Here is a 22,230-nt window from a genome sequence, read left to right as displayed (position 1 = left end):
GGGCGCCGCGCTCATTCTTTCCGCAGGGGATCAACGCCGCCCATGACGCAAGAAATCCATACGCCGGTGACCGCCGAAGAGATCGGTCACGAATTCGAAGGCCATGCGCCGACTGCCAATATCTCCGATTATGCGATCGAGGACTGGATCACGCTGATCATCTTCTGGCTGATGGCGGGCTGCGTCTTCCTGCAGTTCTTCACCCGCTATGTGCTGAACGACAGCTACGCCTGGACCGAGGAAATCGCCATCAACTGCCTGATCGGCGTCGTCTTTCTCGGGGCCGTCATGTGCGTGCGGACGTCACGGCACATCCAGGTCGATGTCTTCTATCACTATATGCCGGCCGGCCTGGCGCGCGTGCTCGCCACCTTCGTCGATATCGTCCGCATCGGCTTCCTGGCCTATGGCTGCTACCTGATGTGGCGCTATGTCGGCATCGTCGCCGACGAGCAGATGGTTACCATCGATCTGCCTCGCAACATCGTCTTCTACAGCGTGCTGATCGCCTTCGTGCTGATGCTGATCCGCGCCGTCATCGTCTTCATCGCCAATATGCGCCGCGGCTACTCGGTTCTCGAGCGCCCCGAAGAATTCCAGACTGTAGAGGGTTGACCAATGCTGCTGCTTCTTGGCTCGTTTCTGCTGCTGATGGTGATCGGCGTTCCCGTCGCCATCTCGATGGCCGTCGCATCGGTTCTCTACATCGTTCTCTACGGCGTCGCTCCCGATATCATCGTCGCCCAGCGCATGATCGCCGGCGTCGAGAGTTTTCCGCTGCTTGCGGTTCCCTTCTTCATCCTTGCCGGCAACCTGATGAACTCGGCAGGCGTCACCGGCCGCATCTATTCCTTCGCGGTCGCGCTCGTCGGCTGGATGAAGGGCGGCCTGGCACAGGTCAATATCATCGGCTCGGTGATCTTCTCCGGCATGTCCGGCACGGCGCTCGCCGATGCCGCGGGCATCGGCACGATCGAGATCAAGGCGATGAAGGATCACGGCTATCCGGTTGAAGCCGCCGTCGGCGTTACCGCGGCATCAGCGACGCTCGGCCCGATCTTCCCGCCGTCTCTGCCCTTCGTCATCTACGGCATGATGGCCAATGTCTCGATCGGCGCGCTGTTCATGGCCGGCATCCTGCCGGGCATCGTCATGACGCTGTTGATGATGGTGACGGTCGCCGCTTTCGCCTACCGCAAGCGCTGGGGCGCGGATGCGCCCTTCGACGTCAAGCAGCTGGTGTCGGCGGGCATGGAAATCGTCGTCGTACTGCTGGTGCCGCTGTCGATATATCTGATGATGCTTGCCGGCCTTTCGATGAATGCCGCAGCCGGTATTGCCCTGTTGGTACTTCTCGGCCTCGACTGGTATTTCGGCTTCTCCGCCGTCATGGCGCTGATGACGCCGGTCATCCTGATCGGCGGCATGACGATGGGCTGGTTCACGCCGACTGAGGCGGCGGTCGCCGCCGTTCTCTGGTCGCTGTTCCTCGGTCTGGTGCGCTACCGCACGATGACCTTCTCGACGCTTGCCAAGGCAAGCTTCGATACGATCGAGACGACCGCTTCGGTGCTCTTCATCGTCACGGCGGCCTCGGTTTTTGCGTGGTTGCTCACCGTCAGCCAGGCGGCCCAGCTCCTCTCGGATGCGATCCTGTCGATCACCGACAACAAATGGGTGTTCCTGATCCTGGTGAACCTGCTGATGCTGTTCGTCGGCTGCTTCCTCGATACGATCGCGGCGATCACCATTCTCGTGCCGATCCTGCTGCCGATCGTCGCCAAGTTCGGCATCGATCCGGTTCAGTTCGGTCTGATCATGACGCTCAATCTGATGATCGGGCTGCTGCATCCGCCGCTCGGCATGGTGCTTTTCGTGCTGTCGCGGGTCGCCAAACTGTCGGTCGAGCGCACGACGATCGCCATCCTGCCCTGGCTGGTGCCGCTCTTCGTCGCATTGATCTTGATCACCTTTGTCCCTTCCATATCTCTCTGGCTGCCGCAGCAGCTCGGTTTGCTACGGTAGGAGGAACAGATGCAGACACGTCTCGCGCGCCTTTATGGCAAGGGTGATCTCAGGATCGAAAGTGGGGCCGTTCCGTCGCCCGGACCGGGAGAGGTGCTGCTGAAAATGGCGGCCGCAGGCATCTGCGGCTCCGACCTGCACTATTACCAGGACGGCGGCTTCGGGCCGGTGAGGGTCCGTGAGCCGATCATTCCCGGCCATGAGGCGGCGGGTGTCGTCGAACAGGTGGGCGCAAATGTAAAGCTGAAACCCGGCACGCTCGTTGCCGTCAATCCGAGCCAGCCGTGCGGCCATTGCGAATACTGCCGGAAGGCGATGCCGATCCACTGCCTGGAAATGCGCTTCATGGGGAGCGCCATGCGCCTGCCGCATGAACAGGGCATGTTCCGCGAATGGTTCGTCGTGCCGGAAAAGCAGTGCTTCGAGGTTGCGGCGGGAACGAGTGCGGCGGAAGCGGCCTGCAGCGAACCGCTCTCCGTCTGCCTGCACGCCGCGTCACGGGCAGGCGAAATCCGGGGGAAACGCGTCCTTGTGACAGGCGCCGGGCCGATCGGCTCGCTGATGGTTGCAGCTGTCAGGCACCACGGCGCAGAGGAAATCGTCGTCACCGACCTTGCCGATGCGGCGCTGCAGCGGGCGACCGCGATGGGCGCGACGCGGGCAATCAATGTCTCCGCCGGGGCTTCGTCACTGGCGGAATTCGAGGCCAACAAGGGCTATTTCGATCTGGTCTTCGAATGCTCGGCCGCACCACCGGCCATCCGCAGCGCAATCGCCACCGTCAAGCCGCGCGGTACGATCGTCCAGGTCGGCGTCTCCGGTGAAGTGCCGGTACCCCTGAACGCCATCGTCGCCAAGGAGCTGCACATCCACGGCACGCAACGCTTCCACGAGGAATTCGCGACCGCGGTCGCGCTGATCTCCAGCCGCGCCATCGACGTCCGCCCGATCATCAGCCACAGCATGCCGCTGGAGCAGGCCGACGCGGCCTTCGTGCTTGCAGGCGACCGAACCGCCGCCTGCAAGGTACAGCTGACGTTTTAGGCGGGTAGTGCGACACCCAGCCGCTCGGCATGCGGCTTCAGCGAAGCCATGATCCCCGGGAAGAGGGCGACCCCATCCGTCAGCGCCTTGCGCTTGCGGGCGAGGCCGTTTTCGCCAGGCAAGCGCACGCGTGGGACGCCGGGGCGTGGTGGGTTGCTGTGGCAGGCGTCAGCGAGCCAGCCGGTCTGGCGGAGAAACGCGTCGCGGCCGCCGAAGGCTTCGGGATCGAAGACCTGCACGGTGACGGCGGCATTGGTACCCTTCGGAGAATCGACGCGGCCATAGCCGGCAAGACCCTGCGTGAAGGCTTCGACATGCAGGGCCATGCCGTAACCCTTCTGGCCGTGATCGAGGCCGCCGGTCGGCAGCAGCGTACCGCCGCGCTCGATGACGCGAGGATCGCGGCTCGGGTTGCCGTTTTCGTCGAGCAGCCAGTCGTGCTCGTATTGCCTGCCTTCGCGGATGAGCCGCTGCGCCATGTTGACGGTGGTGATCGAGGCGCTGATGTCGATGAGGATCGGATCGCCAGGCGTCGGGATGCCGTGGGCGACCGGGTTCGGCGTATAGACGCCCCTTGTGCCGCCGAAGGGAGCGACCTGGGCGCCTGATGGGCTGGAGCTCGCGATGCTGACCATGTAGCCGCGATCTGTGGCGAGCGTGAGATAGGCGGCGAGGCAGCCGATATGGTGGCTGTCGGCGATTGCAATGGTTGCGGTGCCGTATTGCGCGGCGCGATCGCTGGCGAGCTTGACGGCTTCCGACGTCAGCCATGCGCCGGGCAGGCGCTTGCCGTTCCAGGCGATCGCCGGGCCGCGGTCGGAGATGACATCGGGCGCACCGGATACCTTCATGACGCCGTCGGCGATGCTTTGCAGATACCAGCCGGCGAGAGCCAGGCCATGTGTCGTATGGCCGAGAAGGTCGGCTTCTACCAAAAAGCGGGAGACGGCTTCGGCCTTGTCGTCTTCGAGGCCGGCCGCCGCAAACAGCGATGTCGCGAAGGCGCGCAGCTTGTCTGCCTGATAGAGGGTCTCAGTCGTATCGGCCATGGGAGCCTCCGGATCGTTGAAAGGTCAGCGGGCGAGGAAACGCGGATGCAGCGTCTCGCCGCGCAGCGTCGCCAGCACATGTTCGGCTGAGATAACCGACATGGCGCGCTTGGCATCGAGCGTAACGCCGGCGACATGCGGCGTGACGATGGTGTTCGGCAGCAAGAAGAGCGGGTTGTCCTTTTCCGGCGGTTCGACGGCAAAGCTGTCGAGGCCGGCTCCGGCGAGATGGCCGCTCTGGAGCGCTTCGACCAGCGCCGTCTCGTCGACGACTTCGCCGCGCGGTGTTAACGAGGAAGGCGCCGCGCTTCATCAGGCCGATGCGGCGCGCATCGATTAGGTCGCGCGTCTCTGGCGTCAGCGGGCAGTGCAGGCTGACGATATCTGATGTCGACAGAAGCTTGTCGAGATCGGTCTCGCGGGTAAAGCCGTCGAAGGCTTCGGCGGGCGTATGCGGATCGAAGGCGGAGACCTCCATGCCGAGCGCCTTCGCCATCTTGCCCAGCGTCTGGCCGATGAAGCCGAAGCCGACGAGGCCGAGGCGCTGGCCGCGCAGTTCGCGGCCTTGATACTGGCCCTTGTCCCAGGTGCCGGAGCGGATCAGTGCATCCTGCCGGGAGAAATCCTTGACCAGCGCCATGATCAGCGCCAGCGCGTGTTCGGCAACGGAGATGCCGTTGCTGCCCGTGGTCATCGAGACGGGAATGCCCAGTTCGGTGGCAGCCTTGACGTCGATATCATTGGTACCGACGCCATGCTTGGCGATGTGGCGCAGACGCCCGCCGGCATTCATTTCCTCGGGGCCGAGAACATCGGAAAGCAGGCGGATGATGGCGCCGTCCGGTTGATGTTCCCGCATCAGGCCGATCACCGTCTGGCGGTCGATATAGGGCTTGGTCTGGACGACCTTGACGCCTTCCTTCTCCAGCACATCCCGGCCTTCGGGCGCGAGTTCTCCTCCGAGAACGAGTACGGTTCTCTGCATGCCTGCCTCCTCATTTTCCCCCGGCAGAGCGGCGCGCTGGCGCCACCCTATCCGCTATGCGGCCTTGCGCGGCGAGCGCGCCATCATCCGGGCGTAAGCGATGGCCGAGAGCATGTTGACGTGATTGGCCTTGCCGGTTCCGGCAATATCGAAGGCCGTGCCGTGGTCGACCGAGACGCGGTCGATCGGCAGGCCGAGCGATACGTTCACGGCGGTCTCGAAGGCCACGAGCTTGATCGGGATATGGCCCTGATCGTGATACTGGGCGATGACCAGATCGAAGGCGCCGTTATAGGCGCGGGCGAATACCGTATCGGCGGAGATCGGGCCGACGACATCGATGCCCTTGGCCCGCGCCAGTTCGACGGCAGGCGCCAGGAATTCGGCATCCTCGGTGCCGAATAGGCCGTTTTCGCCGCAATGCGGATTGATGCCTGCGACAGCGATGCGTGGCTTCATCCCGAGACGCATGAAGTGGTTATGACCTGCCTCGATCGTCGCCAGCACGCGTTCCGTCTTGGCGCGCTCGATGGCGCCGCGCAGCGATACGTGGGTGGAGACGTGGATGGTGTTCAGCCGCTCGGAGGCGAGCAGCATGAAGGAGCTCTTCGAGCCCGTCAGATGCGCGAGCAGACCGGTGTGGCCGTCGAAATGATGGCCGGCGAGGTTCATCGCTTCCTTGTTGATCGGCGCGGTGACGATGACATCGGCTTCGCCGGACATGGCGAGATCAACGGCGCGGCTGATGTATTTCACCGAGGCGTCGCCGGCGACCGGGCTGACCTTGCCGATCTCGGGCAGGGGCGCGCCGAGTTCGACTTCATCGACTGCGATGGTCGAACCGTCTTCGGAGGCGGCGGAGCCGAAGCGCAGACCGGTGCCGGTGGCGCGGTCGGCGCGAACAAGTGCTTCCGTGTTGCCGACAATGACGAAATCCTTGCGCTCGCCGACAGGCATGGCCGCCAGCGCCTTGACGATCACTTCGGGGCCGACGCCTGCGGGATCGCCAAGCGTCACAGCCACTTTTGCATTCTTCGTCATCGGTCAAATTCCCTTAAAAAGCAGCTTGATAAATGGCGCGGATGTCGTCGCGGGCGAGATCGCGCGGATTGTTGTCGAGCAGGCGGCGGATGGCAAAGGCGTCGTCCGCCATCGCGTCCAGATCGTCGGCGGGGACGCCGAGGCCCGAAAGCTTCATCTCGATGCCGAGATCGGCGCAGAAGGCATAGGCGGCATCGAAGACCGAGCGGACGTCATCCGATGTCTGGTAGCCGAGCGCTGCCATGACGGCGCGGGTCTTTTCCGGCACCGACGGCGTGTTGAAGGCCAGGACATGCGGGAAGATCAGCGCATTGGCGGCACCATGCGCGACATGCCAGCGGGTGCCGAGCGGATAGGCGAGCGCATGGCCGCCGGCTGTGTTGACCGGACCAAGGCAGAAGCCGCCATAGAGCGATGCAAGCGAAAGACCGGCGCGCGCTTCCGCATCCGAGCCGTCCTTGACGGCGCGGGCGAGATACTTGCCGACGAGACGGGCACCTTCGATCGCATAGATGTCGATCATCGGGTGGGCCTTGCGGTTGGTGAAGGCCTCGACGCAATGGGCCATGGCATCGACGCCGGTTGCGGCCGTCGTGCGGGCGGGGACGGTGAAGGTCAGCGCCGGATCGATGACCGCGATATCGGCCAACATGTAAAGGCTTTCGACCGCGAGCTTCGCCATCGTCTTCGGATCGGTGACCAGTGCGCGGGTCCCGGCTTCACTGCCGGTGCCTGATGTCGTCGGCACCTGTGCCAGCGCGACCTTGCGCGGACCGGTGACCTTGTGCGGGCCGACCACCTCATGAAGCGTCTGCGACGAACCGGCGAGAACCGCGGCGAGCTTGGCGAGATCCATGGCACTGCCGCCGCCGAAGCCGACGATCAGCTCGGCCTGTGCGGCATTCGCGGCATCGAGAACCTTGTCAAGATTGGGGATGTCCGGCTCCGGCGTGACATCGGCGAAGACCGAGACATGGCCCGGAAGTTCGAGCACATCGACGCGCGAGGCATTGAACGCATCCGAGATGACAAGCGTACGGGCATAGCCCTTGGCGGCGGCCCATTTGCCGAGCTTGCCCGCCGTGCCGACGCCAAACTCGATGATTTCAGGCCTGACAACCGTGATAGGCGAATCCAGACTGACCATGACACGGCTCCTCCATGATTACGGCCAAAGCCGCTATTGATGTAAAGTTGTTATATCAACTGTATGTTTCTGGCAATAAGGCGGGCGATGGTTTTTGAGCAAATTCGCAGAAAACCTATGCGGTAGCTATCGATCGGCCATCTGGGTGCACTCAATAAAGCATTGATTTCTTGTTGTTTTACGAACGGAAGGGGCGCTCTATCCCCTAGTGTCCCTGTTATTGCCGAGGCAAGAGACGCGCCCCATTCACTTGTAAATACGATCAAGAGTTTCGCGCCAGATGGCGCGAAATCCAGTCGTTCAGGGCCTTAGATCGCCACATCACTTGGCAGGCGAACATATTTGATCGCCCGTCGATAGTAGGTGTAGGCGATGTGCAGCGTTCCATCTGGCCCCTCGGTGATCGAGGGATAGGAGAATTCGCGGTTCAGCGAGTCCTTGGAATTGTTGCTGAGGCAGTAGCCGTCGCCGGTGTCGAGATCGATGTGAGAATCGAAGCTCTGGCCGCCATTCGTCGAGATCGCCAGGCTCAGAGGCGCACGCGGAACGCCCCAGACGGCCTTGCGGCGCGTCGCAACCGGTGTTTCCGCAGCCTTTACGTCGTCCTTGTCGCTTTCGATCTCGTCATAGAGCGACTCGCGGCGGGCGTCCGATGTCTCGGCGTTGCTGTGGTTGTAAACCATGGCAATGCGGCCGTCTCCAAGCTTTGTCGCCTGGATCGAGGAGTTGTTGTTCGGCAGGTTGACCGGCTTCGGTGTCGACCAGCTCTCGCCATTATCCCCGGATTCCGATGACAGGACATGTTCGGAGAAACGGTTGCGGAAGAAAGCGACCATTTTGCTTCCGTTCAGCGGGATGATGTTCATGTGCACGGCGCCGAGGCTCTCCGGCACATCGACCATCGCCCAGCTCTGGCCCTGATCCCGCGAGACCAGAACGCCTGCCGTATCGGCATCGCCGCTCCAGCGCTGGCCGGGCAGGCTGACACAGCGGAACGCCGGCAGGAGCCAGGTGCCCGCGGAATTGAAGATGACAGGCTGGCGCACGAAAGTGCCCGGCAGATCGCAGAGAAGGCGGACGGCGCCGAAGGTCTTGCCGCCATCTTCGGAGATCCGGCACTTTACAACTGAGCCGTCCTGGTCGCCAGATGTCTGCGAGGTGTAAAGCAGCCAGACATTTCCGTCCGGCGCATTGAAAATCAACGGATTCTGTTCGGATTTCGCCGGATCGTCAGAGAGTTTTTCCGCTTCGGACCATTGATCCGCGCCGGGCGTCAGCCGGGACATGTAAACGGAAATGTCGCCCATTCCTTCCATCGTGCCGCCGAACCAGACGCAGGTCAGCGTGCCATCCGGCAGGAAGGCCAGATTCGCAGCGTGGTTCTGAATGCAGGGGGAGGGCAGAAAGGCGTCGGCCCGGCCCGGCTGGGCCGGGTTCGGGGCGATCTTGCCGGTCATCAGCGCCGGCACGGCTTCCGGCGGGAGCGCGGTGAAGCTCATGGCATCCTCCTTACGGCAGCTTTGCGTAACCTTCGGCGAGTGCTGCATATTCCGCGTCGGTGAGGGCGACGAGCGGCGGGCGCGTGCGCTTCCAGGCGGCATTGCCGGTCTTCAGGCCAACCATCGCCTTGATCGTCGGGATCTGCACGTAGGAATTGGAAAGCGTGCGGTAGCCGTTGATGCGGGCCTGCGCGGCATCGACCTTTGCCGTCTGGGCTTCGTCGTGGACGTGGTCGTAAACGGTGCGCAGCGAGTCGGCCACGAGGTTCGAGGTTGCGGTGATGCAGCCTGCACCGCCGGCCTTCAGCAGCGGCAGCAGCAGCGGATCGGCGCCGCAGAGTACGGAGAAGCCCGGGTAGGCCGCGATGATCGCCTGCATGTTATTGAAATCGCCTGCAGATTCCTTGATGCCGACGACGGTTTCGGGGAAAGCTTCGACCAACCGGCCGATCAGCGGCACGGAGAGCGGAATGCCCGAAACCTGCGGGATGTGATAGAGGATCACCTGCAGACGGTTGTCGTTGACGCCTTCGAGGATCGCCGAATAGGCGTTGAACAGGCCGTCGTCGGAAACGCCCTTGTAGTAGAAGGGCGGCAGCATCACGACCTTGGTGACGCCGAGCGACAGCGCATGCTTGGTGAGTTCGATGGTCTCGGGAATGGCGGCAACGCCGGTGCCCGGCAGCAGCTTGTCCGGCGAAATGCCGGCCTTCAGTGCGGCTTCGAGCAGCATGCGGCGCTCGCCCATCGAGAAGGAGTTGGCTTCGCCCGTCGTGCCGAGCAGGGCAACGCCATGGCAGCCTTCCTCGATCAGGCGCTTGCAGTGCTCGGTAAACAGGCCGACATCCGGGCTGCCGTCGGCGTTCAGGGGTGTCGTAGCGGCGCTGAAAACGCCCGTGATCTTGTGATTGCTCAACGCATCCTCCTCTGCAGCGCAAGGCCGCTCCTGGCTATATCAGTGCGTGACTTTTCCTCGAAATGATAAGTTGTTGTCAATCTTACAAGCTGCGTCAGAATGACATGCGTATTTTATCCTATTGAAATTAAATAAAAAAATTTTTTGTCCAAAGTTTGGAAGTTGAAATCTGTAAATTTGGATTGACAGATTTACATTATCGCGCAAATCTCTGGAGCATTGTAAAGCGCCCGGCTCGGGGAGGGTTTTCGAGTACGCGCTGTTTTGCCCATGGGAGGAATGTATGACAGACCGCAATGACAAGAATGCTTCCACGGTGTCGCGCCGCGATGCGCTGAAGCTCGGCCTCGCCGCCGGCGTCGGCTTCACGCTGTTCGGCATGAGCGCCCGCATCGTCATGGCCCAAGAAGGCCAGGTGCTGAAGGCCATCAACCCGGCCTTCGACCAGGATTGGTCGCCGCTGCGCGGCGGTGGCCGTACGTTCCGCTGGAATTCCTTCTGGTGGGCCTCGCCGATGTATTTCGACGCCGAAGGCAAGCTCAACCCCTACGTCTTCACCAGCTGGGAATCGCCGGACAAGAAGGTCTGGACCTTCAAGATCGACCCGAAGGCAGTCTTCTCCGACGGTAGCAAGATCACCGCGGCTGACGTCAAGGGTTCCTGGGAAGTCGCTTCCCGCCCCAACACCAAGAGCCAGCGCGCCGATCAGGTCATGGGCAAGGTCGAAGGCTACAAGGATGTCGCCGGCGGCTCGGCCACCGAGATCTCCGGTGTCGCAACGCCTGACGAAGGCACCGTCGTCGTCACGCTGACGGAAGCTGATCCGATCTTCTTCATGCGCCTTGCCAACCACATCATCCCGATCACTAAGGCTTCGCAGTCCAAGGGCAGCGATGGCGAGGAAGTGGCTGACTGGTACAAGCCGGATAACAGCGCCGTCTATTCCGGCCCGTTCAAGCTGACCGCGATCGATATCGATGCGGGAACGCTGACCTTCGAGCCGAACGAGAACTTCTTCGGCACCAAGCCGAAGCTTGCCCGCATCGAGATCGCCTCGATCGAAGACAACGTCACGGCAACGCAGCTCATCAAGTCGGGCGAATACAACGCCCATACCGAGCTCGTCACTTCGACGATCATCCAGGATCTCGGCCCGGAATTCTCCGCCGGCCCGATCATTCCGACCAGCCAGCACTTCTGGTTCAACGTCAAGCGCGCGCCGATGGACGATCCGAAGGTTCGCCAGGCGCTGATCATGGCGATCGATCGCGACGGTCTCTTCAAGGCATCCTATCCGGATGGTCCGCACAAGAAGGCCGACCAGATCCTGAACTCGGTTCCGGGTGCCGACAATTCCGGCTTCGAGCCCTATCCGTACGATCCGGAAGGCGCCAAGAAGCTGCTTGCTGAATCGAGCTACGGCGGTCCCGATCGCCTGCCGAAGATCATGTTCGTCGGCATCTCGGCTCCGGCCATTCAGGCAGCGGCCCAGTTCATCGCCGAGCAGTGGCGCCAGAACCTTGGTATCACCGCCGTCGACATGAAGCCGCAGCAGGACTCCTATGCCGGTCCGGACCAGAACTCGGTCCAGATCTTCCGCGACGACGTCGGCACCCGCGTTCCGGATGCCGTGTCCTATCTCGCAGGCTGCATCGCCTCCACCTCGTCCAACGCCCAGAACAAGCTCGGCGGTTACAAGAACGACAAGGTGGATGCGGCTCTGGCAGAGGCAGCAACCAAGGCTGCCGACGATCCGGATCGCGTCAAGCTCGCTCAGGATGCCCAGAAGGCATTCCGCGACGATTGGGCGTTCATTCCGTGGTATTCTCAGGCCATGTCCCGCTGGGCAACCAAGGACGTCAAGGGCATGGAGAAGAACCTCGACTGGCAGGTCGTCGCTCCCTGGGATGTATCGGTCGGCTGATTGAGACGGTAAAGCCGGTCTCTCCAGTCCTCAAGCAACCGCGCGAAGGCCGCAAGGTCTTCGCGCAAGTTTCAAGAAGAGTAGGCGCGTTCCGCGCAGTTTGCGGTAAACGCGCCTGATAACAGGTGGGAGGTGGCCTTGCTTCGCTATGTACTAACGCGATTTGCCATCTGGATTCCGTCGGTTCTGGTCGTGATGCTCGCCGTCTATGCGATGGCCTTCTACGGCGCCGGCGATCCGATCAAGCTGATCTTTCTTCGTGCGCCGGGCGACGTCGCCTATAATCCGGAGCGCATCGAAGCCATCCGCGAAAGCGCGGGCCTCAACAAACCCTTCATCGAGCAGTTCGGCTATTACATCTGGAACCTGCTGCATGGCCAGTTCGGCAATTCGCTGACCTCGGGCCGTTCGGTCTGGGCGATGGTCTCGGCCGCTGCCCCGGTTTCCTTCAAGCTGGCGCTCTGTTCCATCATCCTGACGGCTGTCGTGGCGATCCCGCTCGGCATGCTGGCAGCGCTGAACCAGAATTCCCGCGTCGACTACACGATCACCGGTACGGCGCTGTTCCTCTGGGCGATCCCCGCCTATGTCGCCGGTCCACTGCTGATGGTCGGCCTCATCGTGCTGCTGCCGATGATCAAGGTGCCCTATGGCTGGGGCGGCGTCTTCGATGTTCGCATCATCCTGCCGCTCATCGTGCTTTCCTTCCAGCCGATTGCGCTGATCGTGCGCCAGACGCGCGCCGCCGTCATCGAAGTCCTATCGGAGGATTTCGTCCGCACGGCCCGTGCCAAGGGCGTGCCTGAGATGGTCGTTGCCATCAAGCATATCCTGCGCCCGGTGCTGACGCCCGTCGTCACCCAGCTCGGCCTCATCATGATCACCATCGTCAATGGCGCGATCTTCGTGGAGCTGGTCTTCGGCCTGCCGGGCCTCGGCCGTCTCACGGTGCAGGCGCTGACGAATTCCGATTATCCGGTCATCCTCGCCATCACGCTCATCGGATCCTTCCTGGTGATGATCTCGAACCTGCTGGTCGATGTGCTCTACCCGATGCTTGACCCGCGTGCCAACGACGCAAGAAGGAGCCGCTGACCATGTCCGCCATCCCTCTCTCGACAATCGAAACCGCCGACGAACTGCCGGTCAACCTGTGGCGCGACGCCTGGTACCGCCTGAAGCGCAACAAGCTTGCCGTCTTCGGCCTGATCGTCGTGCTGATCCTCGCCTTCGCGGCAATCTTCGGGCCGTATCTGACGCCCTATGATTACCTGACGCAGGATCTGCAGGCCCGCAATGCCGCGCCGTCGCTGGCGCATCTCTTCGGCACCGACGATCTCGGCCGAGACGTCTTCAGCCGCGTCGTCTTCGGCACGCGCACCGCCTTCCTCGTCGCCGTCATCGTCACCTTCATTGCCGTGATGATCGGCCTGACGCTCGGCGCCATCGCCGGCTTCTTCGGCAATCCGTTCGACCGCGTCATCATGTGGCTGACGGATGTCACCATGTCGGTGCCGAACCTGCTGCTCGTCGTCGTCATCAACGCTTCGCTGAAGTCGCCGATCACCAACTGGATGGAGGCCCAGTATCAGGCGACCCTCAATCCCTTCTATCGCCAGACGATCTGGGTCGACTTCCTCCTGGTCTTCGGTTCGATGGCGCTGATCTCCTGGCCGCCCTATGCGCGTCTCGTCCGGGCCCAGGTCCTGTCGATCCGCAGCCGTCCCTATATCACGGCAGCCCAGGCGCTCGGTCTTTCCAACTGGGTGATCATCAAGCGCTATGTCATTCCGAATGCGCTTGGCCCGCTCATCGTTTCGGTCAGCGCCGGTCTCGGTACCGCGATGGTGCTCGAAAGCGCCTTCAGCTTCCTCGGCGTCGGCGTCAACCCGCCGACCCCCAGCTGGGGCAACATGATTTCGGATGGTCTGCGTGTCTGGCAGCACTATCCGCATCTTCTCGCCGCTCCGGCGGCCGTGCTCGGCCTCGCTTCGGTAGCCTTCAGTTTCCTCGGCGACGGTCTCAACGACGCGCTCAACCCGCGGGGCAGCAAGTGATGAACACGAAGACATCTGAACGCCTTCTCGATGTTCGCGACCTGACGGTCGAGATCGATACCCGCCGCGGTCCGGCCGTCGTCGTCGATGGCATCGACCTCTACGTCAACAAGGGCGAAACGCTCGGCGTCGTCGGCGAATCCGGCTGCGGCAAGAGCCTGACCATGCTGTCGCTGATGCGGCTGCTGCCGAACAAGATCAAGGTCACCAAGGGGACGGCGCATTTCGACGGCCGCGACCTGCAGAAGATGTCGAATGGCGATCTGCGCAAGGTGCGCGGCGGCGATATCGGCTTCGTCTTCCAGGATCCGATGACCTCGCTGAACCCGGTCATGCGCGTCGGCGACCAGATCTGCGAGCCGCTGATCTATCATCGCAAGATGAGCAAGGCGGATGCCCGCGCCCGTGCTGTGGAACTGCTGCGCCTCGTCGGCATTCCCGGGCCCGAAGAGCGCCTGATGGCCTATCCGCACGAGCTTTCGGGCGGCATGCGCCAGCGCGTGATGATCGCGATCGGCCTTGCCTGCAACCCGAAGCTCCTCATCGCCGACGAGCCGACCACGGCGCTCGACGTGACGATCCAGGCCCAGATCGTCGATCTGGTGAAGGATCTGCGCGCCAAGCTCGGTATGTCGGTCGTCTGGATCACCCACGATCTGGCGCTGATCGCCGGTCTCGTCGATCGCGTTGCCGTGCTCTATGCCGGTACCGTTGTCGAGGATGCGCCGGTCGACGAGCTCTATGCCCGTCCGAGCCATCCCTACACGCGCGGCCTGCTGTCCTCGATCCCGAAGCTATCGGATTCGCCGGCAAGCCGTCTCTCCTCGATCGGCGGAACGCCGCCGGAACCCGGCCGCCGCCCGAAGGGTTGCCCCTTCGCACCGCGTTGCCCGCTCGCCGAAGCCGTCTGTCATGAGCGCGTGCCGAAGCTCGAGCCTGTCGCGGGCGCGGGCAATCACCGTGCCGCATGTTTCGTCGTCCAGAAAATGCAGGAGGCCGCGTGATGGGTGCCCAACCGCTTCTGAAAGTCGAAAACCTCGTCAAGCATTTCCATGTCAAGCTCGGCGCCTTCGGCGAGCGCTCGGCGACGGTCTATGCGCTCGACAATGTCAATCTCGACATCATGGAAGGCGAGACGCTGTCGCTCGTCGGCGAGTCCGGCTGCGGCAAGTCGACGACCGGCTTCACGATCCTCAACCTTTACAAGGCGACATCCGGCAGGGTGGTCTACAAGGGCCAGGATATCGCGACGCTTGATGAAAAGCAGATGCGCCCCTTCCGGCGCGACCTGCAGATCGTCTTCCAGGATCCGTATTCGACGCTCAACCCGCGCATGACGATCGGCGAAGCGATCGGCGAGCCGATCCTCTTCCACAAGCTCGCCACCAAGGCGGAGCTGAAGGGCAAGGTCGATGCGCTGCTGACCGATGTCGGCCTGCCGACCCGCTTTGCGCAGCGCTATCCGCACGAGCTCTCCGGCGGCCAGCGCCAGCGCGTCGTCATCGCCCGTGCACTCGCCTGCCAGCCGAAATTCATCGTCTGCGACGAGGCGATCTCGGCGCTCGACGTGTCGATCCAGGCGCAGATCATCAACCTGCTGCTCGACCTGCAGGAAAAATACGGCCTCACCTATCTCTTCATCGCCCACGATCTGGCCGTTGTCCGCCACATCAGCACGCGCGTCGGCGTCATGTATCTCGGCCGTCTGGCCGAACTCGCGAGCCGCGAAGAGCTGTTCGACAACCCGCTGCATCCCTATACGAAGGCGCTGCTCTCGGCCGTTCCGGAAACCGATCCGGAGCATGAGCGCACCCGCCAGCGGCAGATCCTGCAGGGCGACGTTCCGAGCCCGCTCAATCCTCCGACCGGCTGCCGTTTCCACACGCGCTGCCCCGTCGCCATGGACGTCTGTTCGAAGATCATTCCCGAGTGGAAGGAAGCAAAGCCTGGCCATCTGGTTGCCTGCCACGCCGTCAACACGGGACAGACTGCATGACGTTGAAAGCCGCCATCATTGCCGACGACCTGACGGGAGCGCTGGATACCGGCACGCCCTTCGTGGACGCTGGGCTTTCGGTGGCGGTGGCGATCGATGTCGAGACGGCCGATGAGGCGCTTGCGGCGGGGACTGATGTCGTCGTGATAAACACCGCCTCGCGTGCTTTGTCGGAAGACGATGCGACGCGCCGCGTGCGCCAGGCGGCAGACGCTTTGAGCGCGCGGCAGCCGGCAATCGTTCTGAAGAAGATCGACTCCCGGCTGAAGGGCAATGTGGCGGCCGAAAGTGCTGCACTCGCAGACGCGCTCGGTCTTGCCAGGATCGTCGTGGCGCCTGCAATCCCCGATCAGGATCGAACCACCTATCGCGGCTTCGTCGTCGGCCGCGGCGTCGAAAAGCCGATTGCCGTCGCCGATCTCTTTACCGGCCGCGATATGGATGTCGTGGTCGCCGACGCAGAGAGCGATTTCGATCTCGATGATATCGCCCTTAGCAATGACTGGAATAGCGTTCTGGCTGTCGGAGCCCGTGGTCTTGGCTCGGCGCTCGCCCGCAAGATCGGCCGTGCCGGCGGGCATCCGCTGCCCTTTCAGGCATCGCGCCGGACGCTCTTTGCCTTCGGGTCCCGTGACCCGATCACGGCGGCGCAGATGAACCGCCTCGAAGCCGCAGGTGCGCTGCGCGCCATCATCGACGCGCCGATGGGCAGCGTCGAGTGTGGCGAGGGGCTGGCGTTGCCGCTGCTTCTGCGCTGCACCGGCGAAATTGCCGGAGAGGGCGCAACGGTTGCCCGCCGCTTCGCAGGCGGTGTAAAATCGGTGATCGATGATACCAGGCCGGACATGTTGATGGTCGGCGGTGGTGACACGGCGCTTGCGGTCTTCCGCGAACTCGGCATCAAGACGCTGATGCCGAAGGGAGAAATCGAGGCAGGCGTGCCGTGGTTTGACGTAACGGCCGCCGACGGGCGGCATTTCCGGTGCGCGGTCAAGTCTGGGGGCTTCGGCAATACCGAGAGTCTGCTAAGACTGGTTCCACGGAATCAGGCGGCTTAAGCATGGTGCCGGCGGGGAGAACAGGTGTGGATGAAGCAAATGGCGCATCGTTGAATGCGGGTAACGGTCCGGCTGCAAAGCCCGAGCGCGGCAAGGCGGTGAAACTCGTCGACCGCGTCTTCGACCAGATCCTCGAGCGCATCCGCGCCGGCAACTATCCGCCGGATTCGCGCCTGCCGGGCGAGCACGAGCTTGCCTCGATGCTCGGCGTTTCCAGGCCGATCGTGCGCGACGCGCTCGCCAAGCTTCGCGAGCAGGGGACCGTCTACGCCCGCCAGGGCGCCGGCACTTTCGTCAGCGCCCATGGTTCGCCGACCACGCAGCTTGCCTATTCGCCGGTCAAGACGATCGCCGACATCCAGCGCTGCTATGAATTCCGCCTGACGATCGAGCCGGCGGCAGCCTTCTTCGCCGCCAAGCGGCGCGACGAGCCGGCGATCCAGAAGATAGCCTCCGCGCTGTCAGACCTGCGGGAAGCAACCAGCCACCAGCTGCACCGCAGCGACGCCGACTTCGTCTTCCATCGCGCTGTCGCCGAAGCTGCCAACAATCACTATTACACCGCTTCGCTCGATGCGCTGAAGCCGCATATCGCCGTCGGCATGCATCTGCACGGCCTGTCGCTGCTTGGCCCGCGCCAGGGGCTGGAGCAGGTCTACGAAGAGCATAACGAGATTTACCGGGCCGTTGCCGAAGGCCGCGCCGATGACGCGCGCAACCTGATGCAGACCCACCTCGAAGGTTCCCGCGACCGCCTGTTCGAAGGGCGTGTCCTCGATCTTTCGTTCAAATAGCCCGTCTGCCGATATCCGGAATGGCGCAGGCCTCGCCGCCGCCGAAGATGCGCGAGCGGGTGAGGAAGCGCTTCTCGCGTCCGTTGTCCAGCGAGAACATCCCGCCGCGGCCGGGTACCACGTCGATGATCAGCTGCGTATGCTTCCAGGCCTCGAACTGGCTGCCGCTGATATAGACGGGGACGCCGGCGATCTCGCCGAGTTTGACATCAGTTTCCCCCACCCGGAATTCATCTGCCGGATAGCACATCGGCGATGAACCGTCGCAGCAGCCGCCGGACTGGTGAAACAGGATATCCGGATGATCGGCGCGGATTTCGCCGATCAGGTCGATTGCGGCGTCGGTGGCGAGCACGCGCGGTTCGCCGTTGAGTGTGTCGTCCATGTTGTTCCTCCCATTGAGCGTGTGACCCCCTCATCCGCCTGCCGGCACCTTCTCCCCGAGGGGAGAAGGGAATATGCGGTCGCCGCATTCGCGTCCCCTCTCCCCTCGGGGAGAGGGTTAGGGTGAGGGGGCGGCTTGCACCGCCCCGTCATGATTTCGCTCTCAAAAGAACCCAAGCGCCTTCGGGCTGTAGCTCACCAGCATGTTCTTGGTCTGCTGGTAGTGGTCGAGCATCATCTTGTGGGTCTCGCGGCCGATGCCGGATTGCTTGTAGCCGCCGAAGGCCGCGTGAGCAGGGTAGGCGTGGTAGCAATTGGTCCAGACGCGGCCGGCCTGGATTTCGCGGCCGAAGCGGTAGGCGCGGTTGCCGTCGCGGGTCCAGACACCGGCGCCGAGGCCGTAGAGCGTGTCGTTGGCGATCTCAAGCGCTTCCTTTTCGTCCTTGAAGGTGGTGACGGAGACGACCGGGCCGAAGATCTCTTCCTGGAAAACCCGCATCTTGTTGTGGCCCTTGAAGATCGTCGGCTTGACGTAGTAGCCGTTCGCCAGCTCGCCGCCGAGATCGTTGCGGGCGCCGCCGGTCAGCACCTGAGCGCCTTCCTGCCTGCCGATATCGAGGTAGGCGAGGATCTTTTCCAGCTGCTCGCTCGATGCCTGGGCGCCGATCATCGTCGCGCTATCGAGCGGGTTGCCCTGCTTGATGGCTTCGACGCGCTTCACCGCCTTTTCCATGAAGCGGTCGTAGATCGACTCCTGCACGAGCGCGCGGCTGGGGCAGGTGCAGACTTCGCCCTGGTTCAGCGCGAACATCGCAAAGCCTTCGAGCGCCTTGTCGAGGAAGTCGTCATCCTCGGCCATCACGTCGGCAAAGAAGATGTTCGGCGACTTGCCGCCTAGTTCCAGCGTGACGGGAATGAGGTTCTGGCTGGCATATTGCATGATCAACCGGCCGGTCGAGGTCTCGCCGGTAAAGGCGATCTTGGCGATCCGCGGGCTCGTTGCCAGCGGCTTGCCGGCTTCGAGGCCGAAGCCGTTGACGATGTTGAGCACGCCGGGCGGCAGGAGATCGCCGACAAGCTCCGCCCAGACGAGGATCGAGGCAGGGGTCTGCTCGGCGGGCTTCAGGACGACGCAGTTACCCGCGGCAAGCGCAGGCGCGAGCTTCCAGGCAGCCATCAGGATCGGGAAATTCCACGGAATGATCTGGCCGACGACGCCGAGCGGCTCATGGAAGTGATAGGCGACGGTGTCATTGTCGATCTCGCCGATCGAGCCTTCCTGGGCGCGGATGCAGGAGGCGAAGTAGCGGAAATGGTCGATCGCCAGCGGAATGTCGGCTGCCATGGTTTCGCGGATCGGCTTGCCGTTGTCCCAGGTTTCTGCCTGCGCGAGAAGCTCCAGCTTGTCTTCCATGCGCTGGGCGATCTTCATCAGGATATTGGAGCGTTCGCCCGGTGCCGTGCGGCCCCACTTGTCCTTGGCCGCATGGGCAGCATCGATCGCCGCGTTGATATCCTTCTCGTCGGAACGCGGGATCTCGCAGAGTTTGCCGCCGGTCACCGGCGTGATGTTGTCGAAATATCTGCCGCCGATCGGTTCGCGCCACTCGCCGCCGATATAGTTGCCGTATTTGAGCTTGAACGGCGACTCGACGATTTTCTGATGCAGCATGTCATCCTCCCTTGATGATGCCTGGTTCAGGAGTGAACCGGTGGAGGAAATCTGCTCGTCTTTTGCTCTTCGAAATACCCGCCCGGAGCAATGCCGCACTGCACACTGTCGCAGCGCTGCGACAGGCGGGAGCCCTCAGTGGAGGTTCAATCGCTTCATCTTGCGGTGAAGCGTGGCGCGGCTCATGCCGAGATTGGCAGCCGCCTGCGAGACATTGCCGTTGGTGCGTGTCAGCGCCCTGAGGAGAGCGGCGCGCTCCGCATCCATCAGCGCTTCCTCGCCATCTGCCGGGCGGCTTTCCTGCAGGGCGTCGGCGGCTGGAATACCAGCGGCGATCCGGCGGTCGTCGAGTTTCAGGGCCAGCCGGGCGGCGCGGGTGGCGCCAAGCACGAGGTCGTGACGGTCGACGGCAAGCAGCGCCGCAGCCGAATTCGTACCGGAGGGCACCATCAGGAAGCGCGAACCGGCAAAGGCACTGCGGAAGATGTTGAGCTCGATGCGCATCGCCGCGTCGCGCACGGCTTGTGCCAGGATCGACAGGGTCATCTCGTTGACGTCGTCGCGGCAGGTCGAGATGTCGAGTGCTGCAGCCAGCTGGCCGCGATGGTCGCGGATCGGCGCGGTGGTACAGCTGAGCTTGATATTCGAGGAAAGGAAGTGCTGGTCGCGAAAGATCGAGACGGAGCGCTCGTCGGCGAGCGCCGTGCCGATGCCGTTGGTGCCGATGCTCGCTTCGGTCCAGACTGAGCCGGTCCAGAGGCCGAGGTCGTTGAATTCCTTGTCGTCGGCACTCGCGCCGCGCCGCTCAAGCGCGACGCCCTCGCGGCAGGTCAGGAGCAGGCAGCAGCCCGCCTTGCCGACCGTCAGGAACAGCTTGTCAAGCTCGTCGCTGGCGTCGCGGATCAGCTGTTCGGATTGTTGGCGGGCGAGGCGGAATTCTTGCTCGGTCAGGCGCAGCGGCGCGCGCTTCTCTTCAGGGGTCAGCTGATGCTTGTCCATGCAGCGGCGCCAGGAGGCGACGATCGGGGAGCTGGCGGCGGCAGAGTTCTGCTGCGCCCACGTATAGACATGGTCGGCATGCGCTGTGAATTCGTGCATCTGCTCCTCCCACGGAACGTAGACCGCAGTCTGGGGCAAATACCGTCTCATTGCAATTCTGCTTAATTAAGCAGCCCATTCCATGCCGCAGGGGAACTGTCGCAGATCTGCGACAGTTCGATGCGTCAGCTGGCCTTCGGCTGTGCGGCAGGCAGAAGCTTGCCGCGGGCGATGAGCCAGAGCGTGCCGATCGCGATAAAGCCGACGATGGCGTTGACGGCGATGAAGATCACCACCGCAAGGCCCTGGAGTGCGGCATCGCTGCTGTGGCTTGCGACGCGGATGGCGGCTGTCGCCAACGCCGTGGCGCCGAAGGTGAAAGCCCAGTAAGAGCCGGTGAAAGGCTGCTTGGTGATCCACGGCAGCAGGCGCAACAGGATGGCGGCCTCGAGGATGGCGTAACCCAGCATCGCATGAAGCAGCATATCCGGCGTTCCGCCATTGACGCTCAGATAGGCGACGCTGCCGACGGCCGGAGGGGCAAGCTGGATGCCGAGCGTCGGGCGCAGCTGTACCGCAAGTTCCGGTGCCGTCAGCAACCGGTGCAGCAAGACCGAGTCGATCGCCAGCCAGGCGAAGAAACCGGCGCCGAAGGCGAGCTGACCGAGCTCCTGAAAGCCGAGCGCACCGAGAACGATAGCGGTGACGAAAGAGCCGGCAACGGTCGGCAGGTAGAGGACCGGCGTCGTCGTGGTCACGTCGCGGCCGCCCTGCCACAAGGCTCCGGTCCGCCACAAGGCGAAAGCGAAGGTGAAGACGAAGCCGACGGCAAAGAGGATTTCGGTCGCCGGCCGCGAATAGGGCAGCAGCGCGAGCCCTGCGAGCATGGTCGCGACACCGGCGAGGCCGACGAAGCAGCATTGCACCGCATGTTCCAGCTCCGCCAGCGCTTCGCCGCGGGCGTTCAACCACTTCAGGCCATAGAGAACGCTGACGACGAACCAGACGGCGACTGCCAGCAGGCTGAGGATCTCGCCCGGTGCTGCGGGCAGGCCCCACACGGAGGCGGCCGCCCGCCAGCTATTGCCGAGCCCGGCAATGCCGAGCACCATGCCGAAGAAGGATGCCGGGACGCGCGGCATCTGAAAACCGGTCCTTGCCGGCATGTCTGCAGCTTGCATTGCCATGACCTCGCTTCATCAGGGGAGCGGAAGGCGGCGCGCCTCCCGCATCGTCGAATGCACTTACTTGGCGATCGCCTCGGCGGCGTCGAGAACGCGGGCAGAATAGACCATGGCGGCGCCGGCATTGATAGCCACCGCAACACCGAGCGCTTCGGAGATCTCCTCCTTGGTCGCGCCCTGCTTCAGGGCTTCGGTCGTATGGACGGCGATACAGCCATCGCAACGCACCGTGACTGCGACTGCGAGCGCGATCAGCTCGCGGTGCTTCGCATCCAGGTAATTCGTCTTCTGCCCGGCGGTCGAGAGCGTCTGGTAGCCCTTCACTGTCTCCGGAACGGTCTTGCCGAATTCACCGATCCGGGCGATCAGCTGGCTACGATATTCTTTCCAGTTCAACATGACTTTGCCTTTCCATCA

20 protein-coding genes and 1 pseudogene are annotated in these 22,230 nt (G+C 63.1%); 10 read left to right on the top strand and 11 right to left on the bottom strand.

Features of this window, described 5'->3' with window-relative positions; genetic code table 11:
• Positions 1 to 42: 42 nt before the first annotated feature.
• From ACEN84_RS29285 to ACEN84_RS29275, 3 genes are read left to right on the top strand one after another with little or no spacing between them, the layout of a single operon-like run.
• A complete protein-coding gene (locus ACEN84_RS29285; protein ID WP_112712026.1) occupies positions 43 to 615 on the top strand; it encodes a TRAP transporter small permease in 573 nt (190 codons plus the stop codon).
• A 3-nt stretch (positions 616 to 618) separates the two neighbouring features.
• A complete protein-coding gene (locus ACEN84_RS29280) occupies positions 619 to 2,025 on the top strand; it encodes a TRAP transporter large permease (RefSeq protein WP_112712024.1) in 1,407 nt (468 codons plus the stop codon).
• 9 nt (positions 2,026 to 2,034) lie between these two features.
• Positions 2,035 to 3,069 carry an L-idonate 5-dehydrogenase gene (locus tag ACEN84_RS29275; RefSeq protein WP_413711512.1) on the top strand — a complete coding sequence of 345 codons (1,035 nt, stop codon included), beginning with the start codon at positions 2,035 to 2,037 and terminating at the stop codon, positions 3,067 to 3,069.
• Here ACEN84_RS29275 and ACEN84_RS29270 read toward each other — a convergent pair.
• The 6 genes and pseudogenes from ACEN84_RS29270 to ACEN84_RS29245 all read right to left on the bottom strand — a co-directional run bounded on the left by ACEN84_RS29270 (position 3,066) and on the right by ACEN84_RS29245 (position 9,706).
• Complete coding sequence (locus ACEN84_RS29270) at positions 3,066 to 4,118, bottom strand: Ldh family oxidoreductase (protein WP_413711511.1); 1,053 nt, start codon at positions 4,116 to 4,118, stop codon at positions 3,066 to 3,068. The genes ACEN84_RS29275 and ACEN84_RS29270 overlap by 4 nt on opposite strands.
• 24 nt (positions 4,119 to 4,142) lie before the next feature.
• Positions 4,143 to 5,103 (bottom strand): annotated as a pseudogene (locus ACEN84_RS29265) (hydroxyacid dehydrogenase).
• Positions 5,104 to 5,157: 54 nt separating this feature from the next.
• Positions 5,158 to 6,144: a 4-hydroxythreonine-4-phosphate dehydrogenase PdxA gene (gene pdxA / locus ACEN84_RS29260; protein WP_413711510.1), complete on the bottom strand. Its 987-nt coding sequence runs from the start codon at positions 6,142 to 6,144 to the stop codon at positions 5,158 to 5,160.
• Between the two features lie 13 nt (positions 6,145 to 6,157).
• Positions 6,158 to 7,291, bottom strand: a complete 1,134-nt coding sequence (locus ACEN84_RS29255; protein ID WP_413711509.1) for an iron-containing alcohol dehydrogenase — start codon at positions 7,289 to 7,291, stop codon at positions 6,158 to 6,160.
• 308 nt (positions 7,292 to 7,599) lie between these two features.
• The gene (locus ACEN84_RS29250) at positions 7,600 to 8,790 is read right to left on the bottom strand and encodes a sialidase family protein (protein ID WP_413711508.1); all 1,191 of its coding nucleotides are present in this window, start codon (positions 8,788 to 8,790) and stop codon (positions 7,600 to 7,602) included.
• A gap of 10 nt (positions 8,791 to 8,800) precedes the next feature.
• Positions 8,801 to 9,706 (bottom strand): dihydrodipicolinate synthase family protein, encoded by a 906-nt coding sequence (locus tag ACEN84_RS29245; RefSeq protein WP_413711507.1) that lies wholly within the window; start codon positions 9,704 to 9,706, stop codon positions 8,801 to 8,803.
• A 283-nt stretch (positions 9,707 to 9,989) separates the two neighbouring features.
• Here ACEN84_RS29245 and ACEN84_RS29240 point away from each other — a divergent pair, with 283 nt between their 5' ends.
• The 7 genes from ACEN84_RS29240 (at position 9,990) to ACEN84_RS29210 (ending at position 17,535) form a co-directional block, all read left to right on the top strand.
• Positions 9,990 to 11,630 (top strand): ABC transporter substrate-binding protein, encoded by a 1,641-nt coding sequence (locus ACEN84_RS29240; protein WP_130283800.1) that lies wholly within the window; start codon positions 9,990 to 9,992, stop codon positions 11,628 to 11,630.
• Between the two features lie 138 nt (positions 11,631 to 11,768).
• Complete coding sequence (locus ACEN84_RS29235) at positions 11,769 to 12,725, top strand: ABC transporter permease (protein ID WP_413711506.1); 957 nt, start codon at positions 11,769 to 11,771, stop codon at positions 12,723 to 12,725.
• Positions 12,726 to 12,727: 2 nt separating this feature from the next.
• Positions 12,728 to 13,687, top strand: coding sequence for an ABC transporter permease (locus ACEN84_RS29230; RefSeq protein ID WP_130283804.1), 960 nt, complete (start codon positions 12,728 to 12,730; stop codon positions 13,685 to 13,687).
• Positions 13,687 to 14,691, top strand: coding sequence for an ABC transporter ATP-binding protein (locus tag ACEN84_RS29225; protein ID WP_413711505.1), 1,005 nt, complete (start codon positions 13,687 to 13,689; stop codon positions 14,689 to 14,691). Before ACEN84_RS29230 ends, ACEN84_RS29225 begins: the two co-directional genes overlap by 1 nt.
• Complete coding sequence (locus ACEN84_RS29220; RefSeq protein WP_130283806.1) at positions 14,691 to 15,683, top strand: oligopeptide/dipeptide ABC transporter ATP-binding protein; 993 nt, start codon at positions 14,691 to 14,693, stop codon at positions 15,681 to 15,683. The genes ACEN84_RS29225 and ACEN84_RS29220 overlap by 1 nt, the downstream gene beginning before the upstream one ends.
• Positions 15,680 to 16,741, top strand: a complete 1,062-nt coding sequence (locus ACEN84_RS29215; protein ID WP_413711504.1) for a four-carbon acid sugar kinase family protein — start codon at positions 15,680 to 15,682, stop codon at positions 16,739 to 16,741. The genes ACEN84_RS29220 and ACEN84_RS29215 overlap by 4 nt, the downstream gene beginning before the upstream one ends.
• Positions 16,742 to 16,767: 26 nt before the next feature.
• Positions 16,768 to 17,535: a FadR/GntR family transcriptional regulator gene (locus ACEN84_RS29210; RefSeq protein ID WP_130283810.1), complete on the top strand. Its 768-nt coding sequence runs from the start codon at positions 16,768 to 16,770 to the stop codon at positions 17,533 to 17,535.
• On the opposite strand, the gene ACEN84_RS29205 is transcribed toward ACEN84_RS29210, so the two are convergent.
• The 5 genes from ACEN84_RS29205 to ACEN84_RS29185 all read right to left on the bottom strand — a co-directional run bounded on the left by ACEN84_RS29205 (position 17,528) and on the right by ACEN84_RS29185 (position 22,212).
• Entirely contained in the window at positions 17,528 to 17,920 is a 393-nt protein-coding gene (locus ACEN84_RS29205) for a DUF779 domain-containing protein (RefSeq protein ID WP_413711503.1), read from the bottom strand. The two genes, ACEN84_RS29210 and ACEN84_RS29205, sit on opposite strands and share 8 nt — an antisense overlap.
• A gap of 162 nt (positions 17,921 to 18,082) precedes the next feature.
• Positions 18,083 to 19,591 (bottom strand): aldehyde dehydrogenase, encoded by a 1,509-nt coding sequence (gene adh / locus ACEN84_RS29200; RefSeq protein ID WP_203430960.1) that lies wholly within the window; start codon positions 19,589 to 19,591, stop codon positions 18,083 to 18,085.
• A 135-nt stretch (positions 19,592 to 19,726) separates the two neighbouring features.
• Positions 19,727 to 20,689: a helix-turn-helix domain-containing protein gene (locus ACEN84_RS29195; RefSeq protein WP_413711502.1), complete on the bottom strand. Its 963-nt coding sequence runs from the start codon at positions 20,687 to 20,689 to the stop codon at positions 19,727 to 19,729.
• Positions 20,690 to 20,814: 125 nt separating this feature from the next.
• A complete protein-coding gene (tehA, locus tag ACEN84_RS29190) occupies positions 20,815 to 21,816 on the bottom strand; it encodes a dicarboxylate transporter/tellurite-resistance protein TehA (RefSeq protein ID WP_413711501.1) in 1,002 nt (333 codons plus the stop codon).
• Between the two features lie 57 nt (positions 21,817 to 21,873).
• Positions 21,874 to 22,212 carry a carboxymuconolactone decarboxylase family protein gene (locus ACEN84_RS29185; RefSeq protein ID WP_199625288.1) on the bottom strand — a complete coding sequence of 113 codons (339 nt, stop codon included), beginning with the start codon at positions 22,210 to 22,212 and terminating at the stop codon, positions 21,874 to 21,876.
• Positions 22,213 to 22,230 lie beyond the last annotated feature (18 nt).

This window comes from Rhizobium sp. Rhizsp82, assembly GCF_047325115.1.
Classification (GTDB): Bacteria; Pseudomonadota; Alphaproteobacteria; order Rhizobiales; family Rhizobiaceae; genus Rhizobium.
Note: the sequence above shows the minus strand (reverse complement) of the source record. Positions and strands in the feature narration are given on the sequence as shown.

Excerpts from the sequence above, each read along its gene's own strand:
- ACEN84_RS29285 (WP_112712026.1), top strand. The coding sequence starts at position 43 with ATGACGCAAGAAATCCATACGCCGGTGACCGCCGAAGAGATCGGTCAC.
- ACEN84_RS29280 (WP_112712024.1), top strand. The coding sequence starts at position 619 with ATGCTGCTGCTTCTTGGCTCGTTTCTGCTGCTGATGGTGATCGGCGTT.
- ACEN84_RS29275 (WP_413711512.1), top strand. The coding sequence starts at position 2,035 with ATGCAGACACGTCTCGCGCGCCTTTATGGCAAGGGTGATCTCAGGATC.
- ACEN84_RS29270 (WP_413711511.1), bottom strand. The coding sequence starts at position 4,118 with ATGGCCGATACGACTGAGACCCTCTATCAGGCAGACAAGCTGCGCGCC.
- pdxA (WP_413711510.1), bottom strand. The coding sequence starts at position 6,144 with ATGACGAAGAATGCAAAAGTGGCTGTGACGCTTGGCGATCCCGCAGGC.
- ACEN84_RS29255 (WP_413711509.1), bottom strand. The coding sequence starts at position 7,291 with ATGGTCAGTCTGGATTCGCCTATCACGGTTGTCAGGCCTGAAATCATC.
- ACEN84_RS29250 (WP_413711508.1), bottom strand. The coding sequence starts at position 8,790 with ATGAGCTTCACCGCGCTCCCGCCGGAAGCCGTGCCGGCGCTGATGACC.
- ACEN84_RS29240 (WP_130283800.1), top strand. The coding sequence starts at position 9,990 with ATGACAGACCGCAATGACAAGAATGCTTCCACGGTGTCGCGCCGCGAT.
- ACEN84_RS29230 (WP_130283804.1), top strand. The coding sequence starts at position 12,728 with ATGTCCGCCATCCCTCTCTCGACAATCGAAACCGCCGACGAACTGCCG.
- ACEN84_RS29225 (WP_413711505.1), top strand. The coding sequence starts at position 13,687 with ATGAACACGAAGACATCTGAACGCCTTCTCGATGTTCGCGACCTGACG.
- ACEN84_RS29220 (WP_130283806.1), top strand. The coding sequence starts at position 14,691 with ATGGGTGCCCAACCGCTTCTGAAAGTCGAAAACCTCGTCAAGCATTTC.
- ACEN84_RS29215 (WP_413711504.1), top strand. The coding sequence starts at position 15,680 with ATGACGTTGAAAGCCGCCATCATTGCCGACGACCTGACGGGAGCGCTG.
- ACEN84_RS29205 (WP_413711503.1), bottom strand. The coding sequence starts at position 17,920 with ATGGACGACACACTCAACGGCGAACCGCGCGTGCTCGCCACCGACGCC.
- adh (WP_203430960.1), bottom strand. The coding sequence starts at position 19,591 with ATGCTGCATCAGAAAATCGTCGAGTCGCCGTTCAAGCTCAAATACGGC.
- ACEN84_RS29195 (WP_413711502.1), bottom strand. The coding sequence starts at position 20,689 with ATGCACGAATTCACAGCGCATGCCGACCATGTCTATACGTGGGCGCAG.
- tehA (WP_413711501.1), bottom strand. The coding sequence starts at position 21,816 with ATGGCAATGCAAGCTGCAGACATGCCGGCAAGGACCGGTTTTCAGATG.
- ACEN84_RS29185 (WP_199625288.1), bottom strand. The coding sequence starts at position 22,212 with ATGTTGAACTGGAAAGAATATCGTAGCCAGCTGATCGCCCGGATCGGT.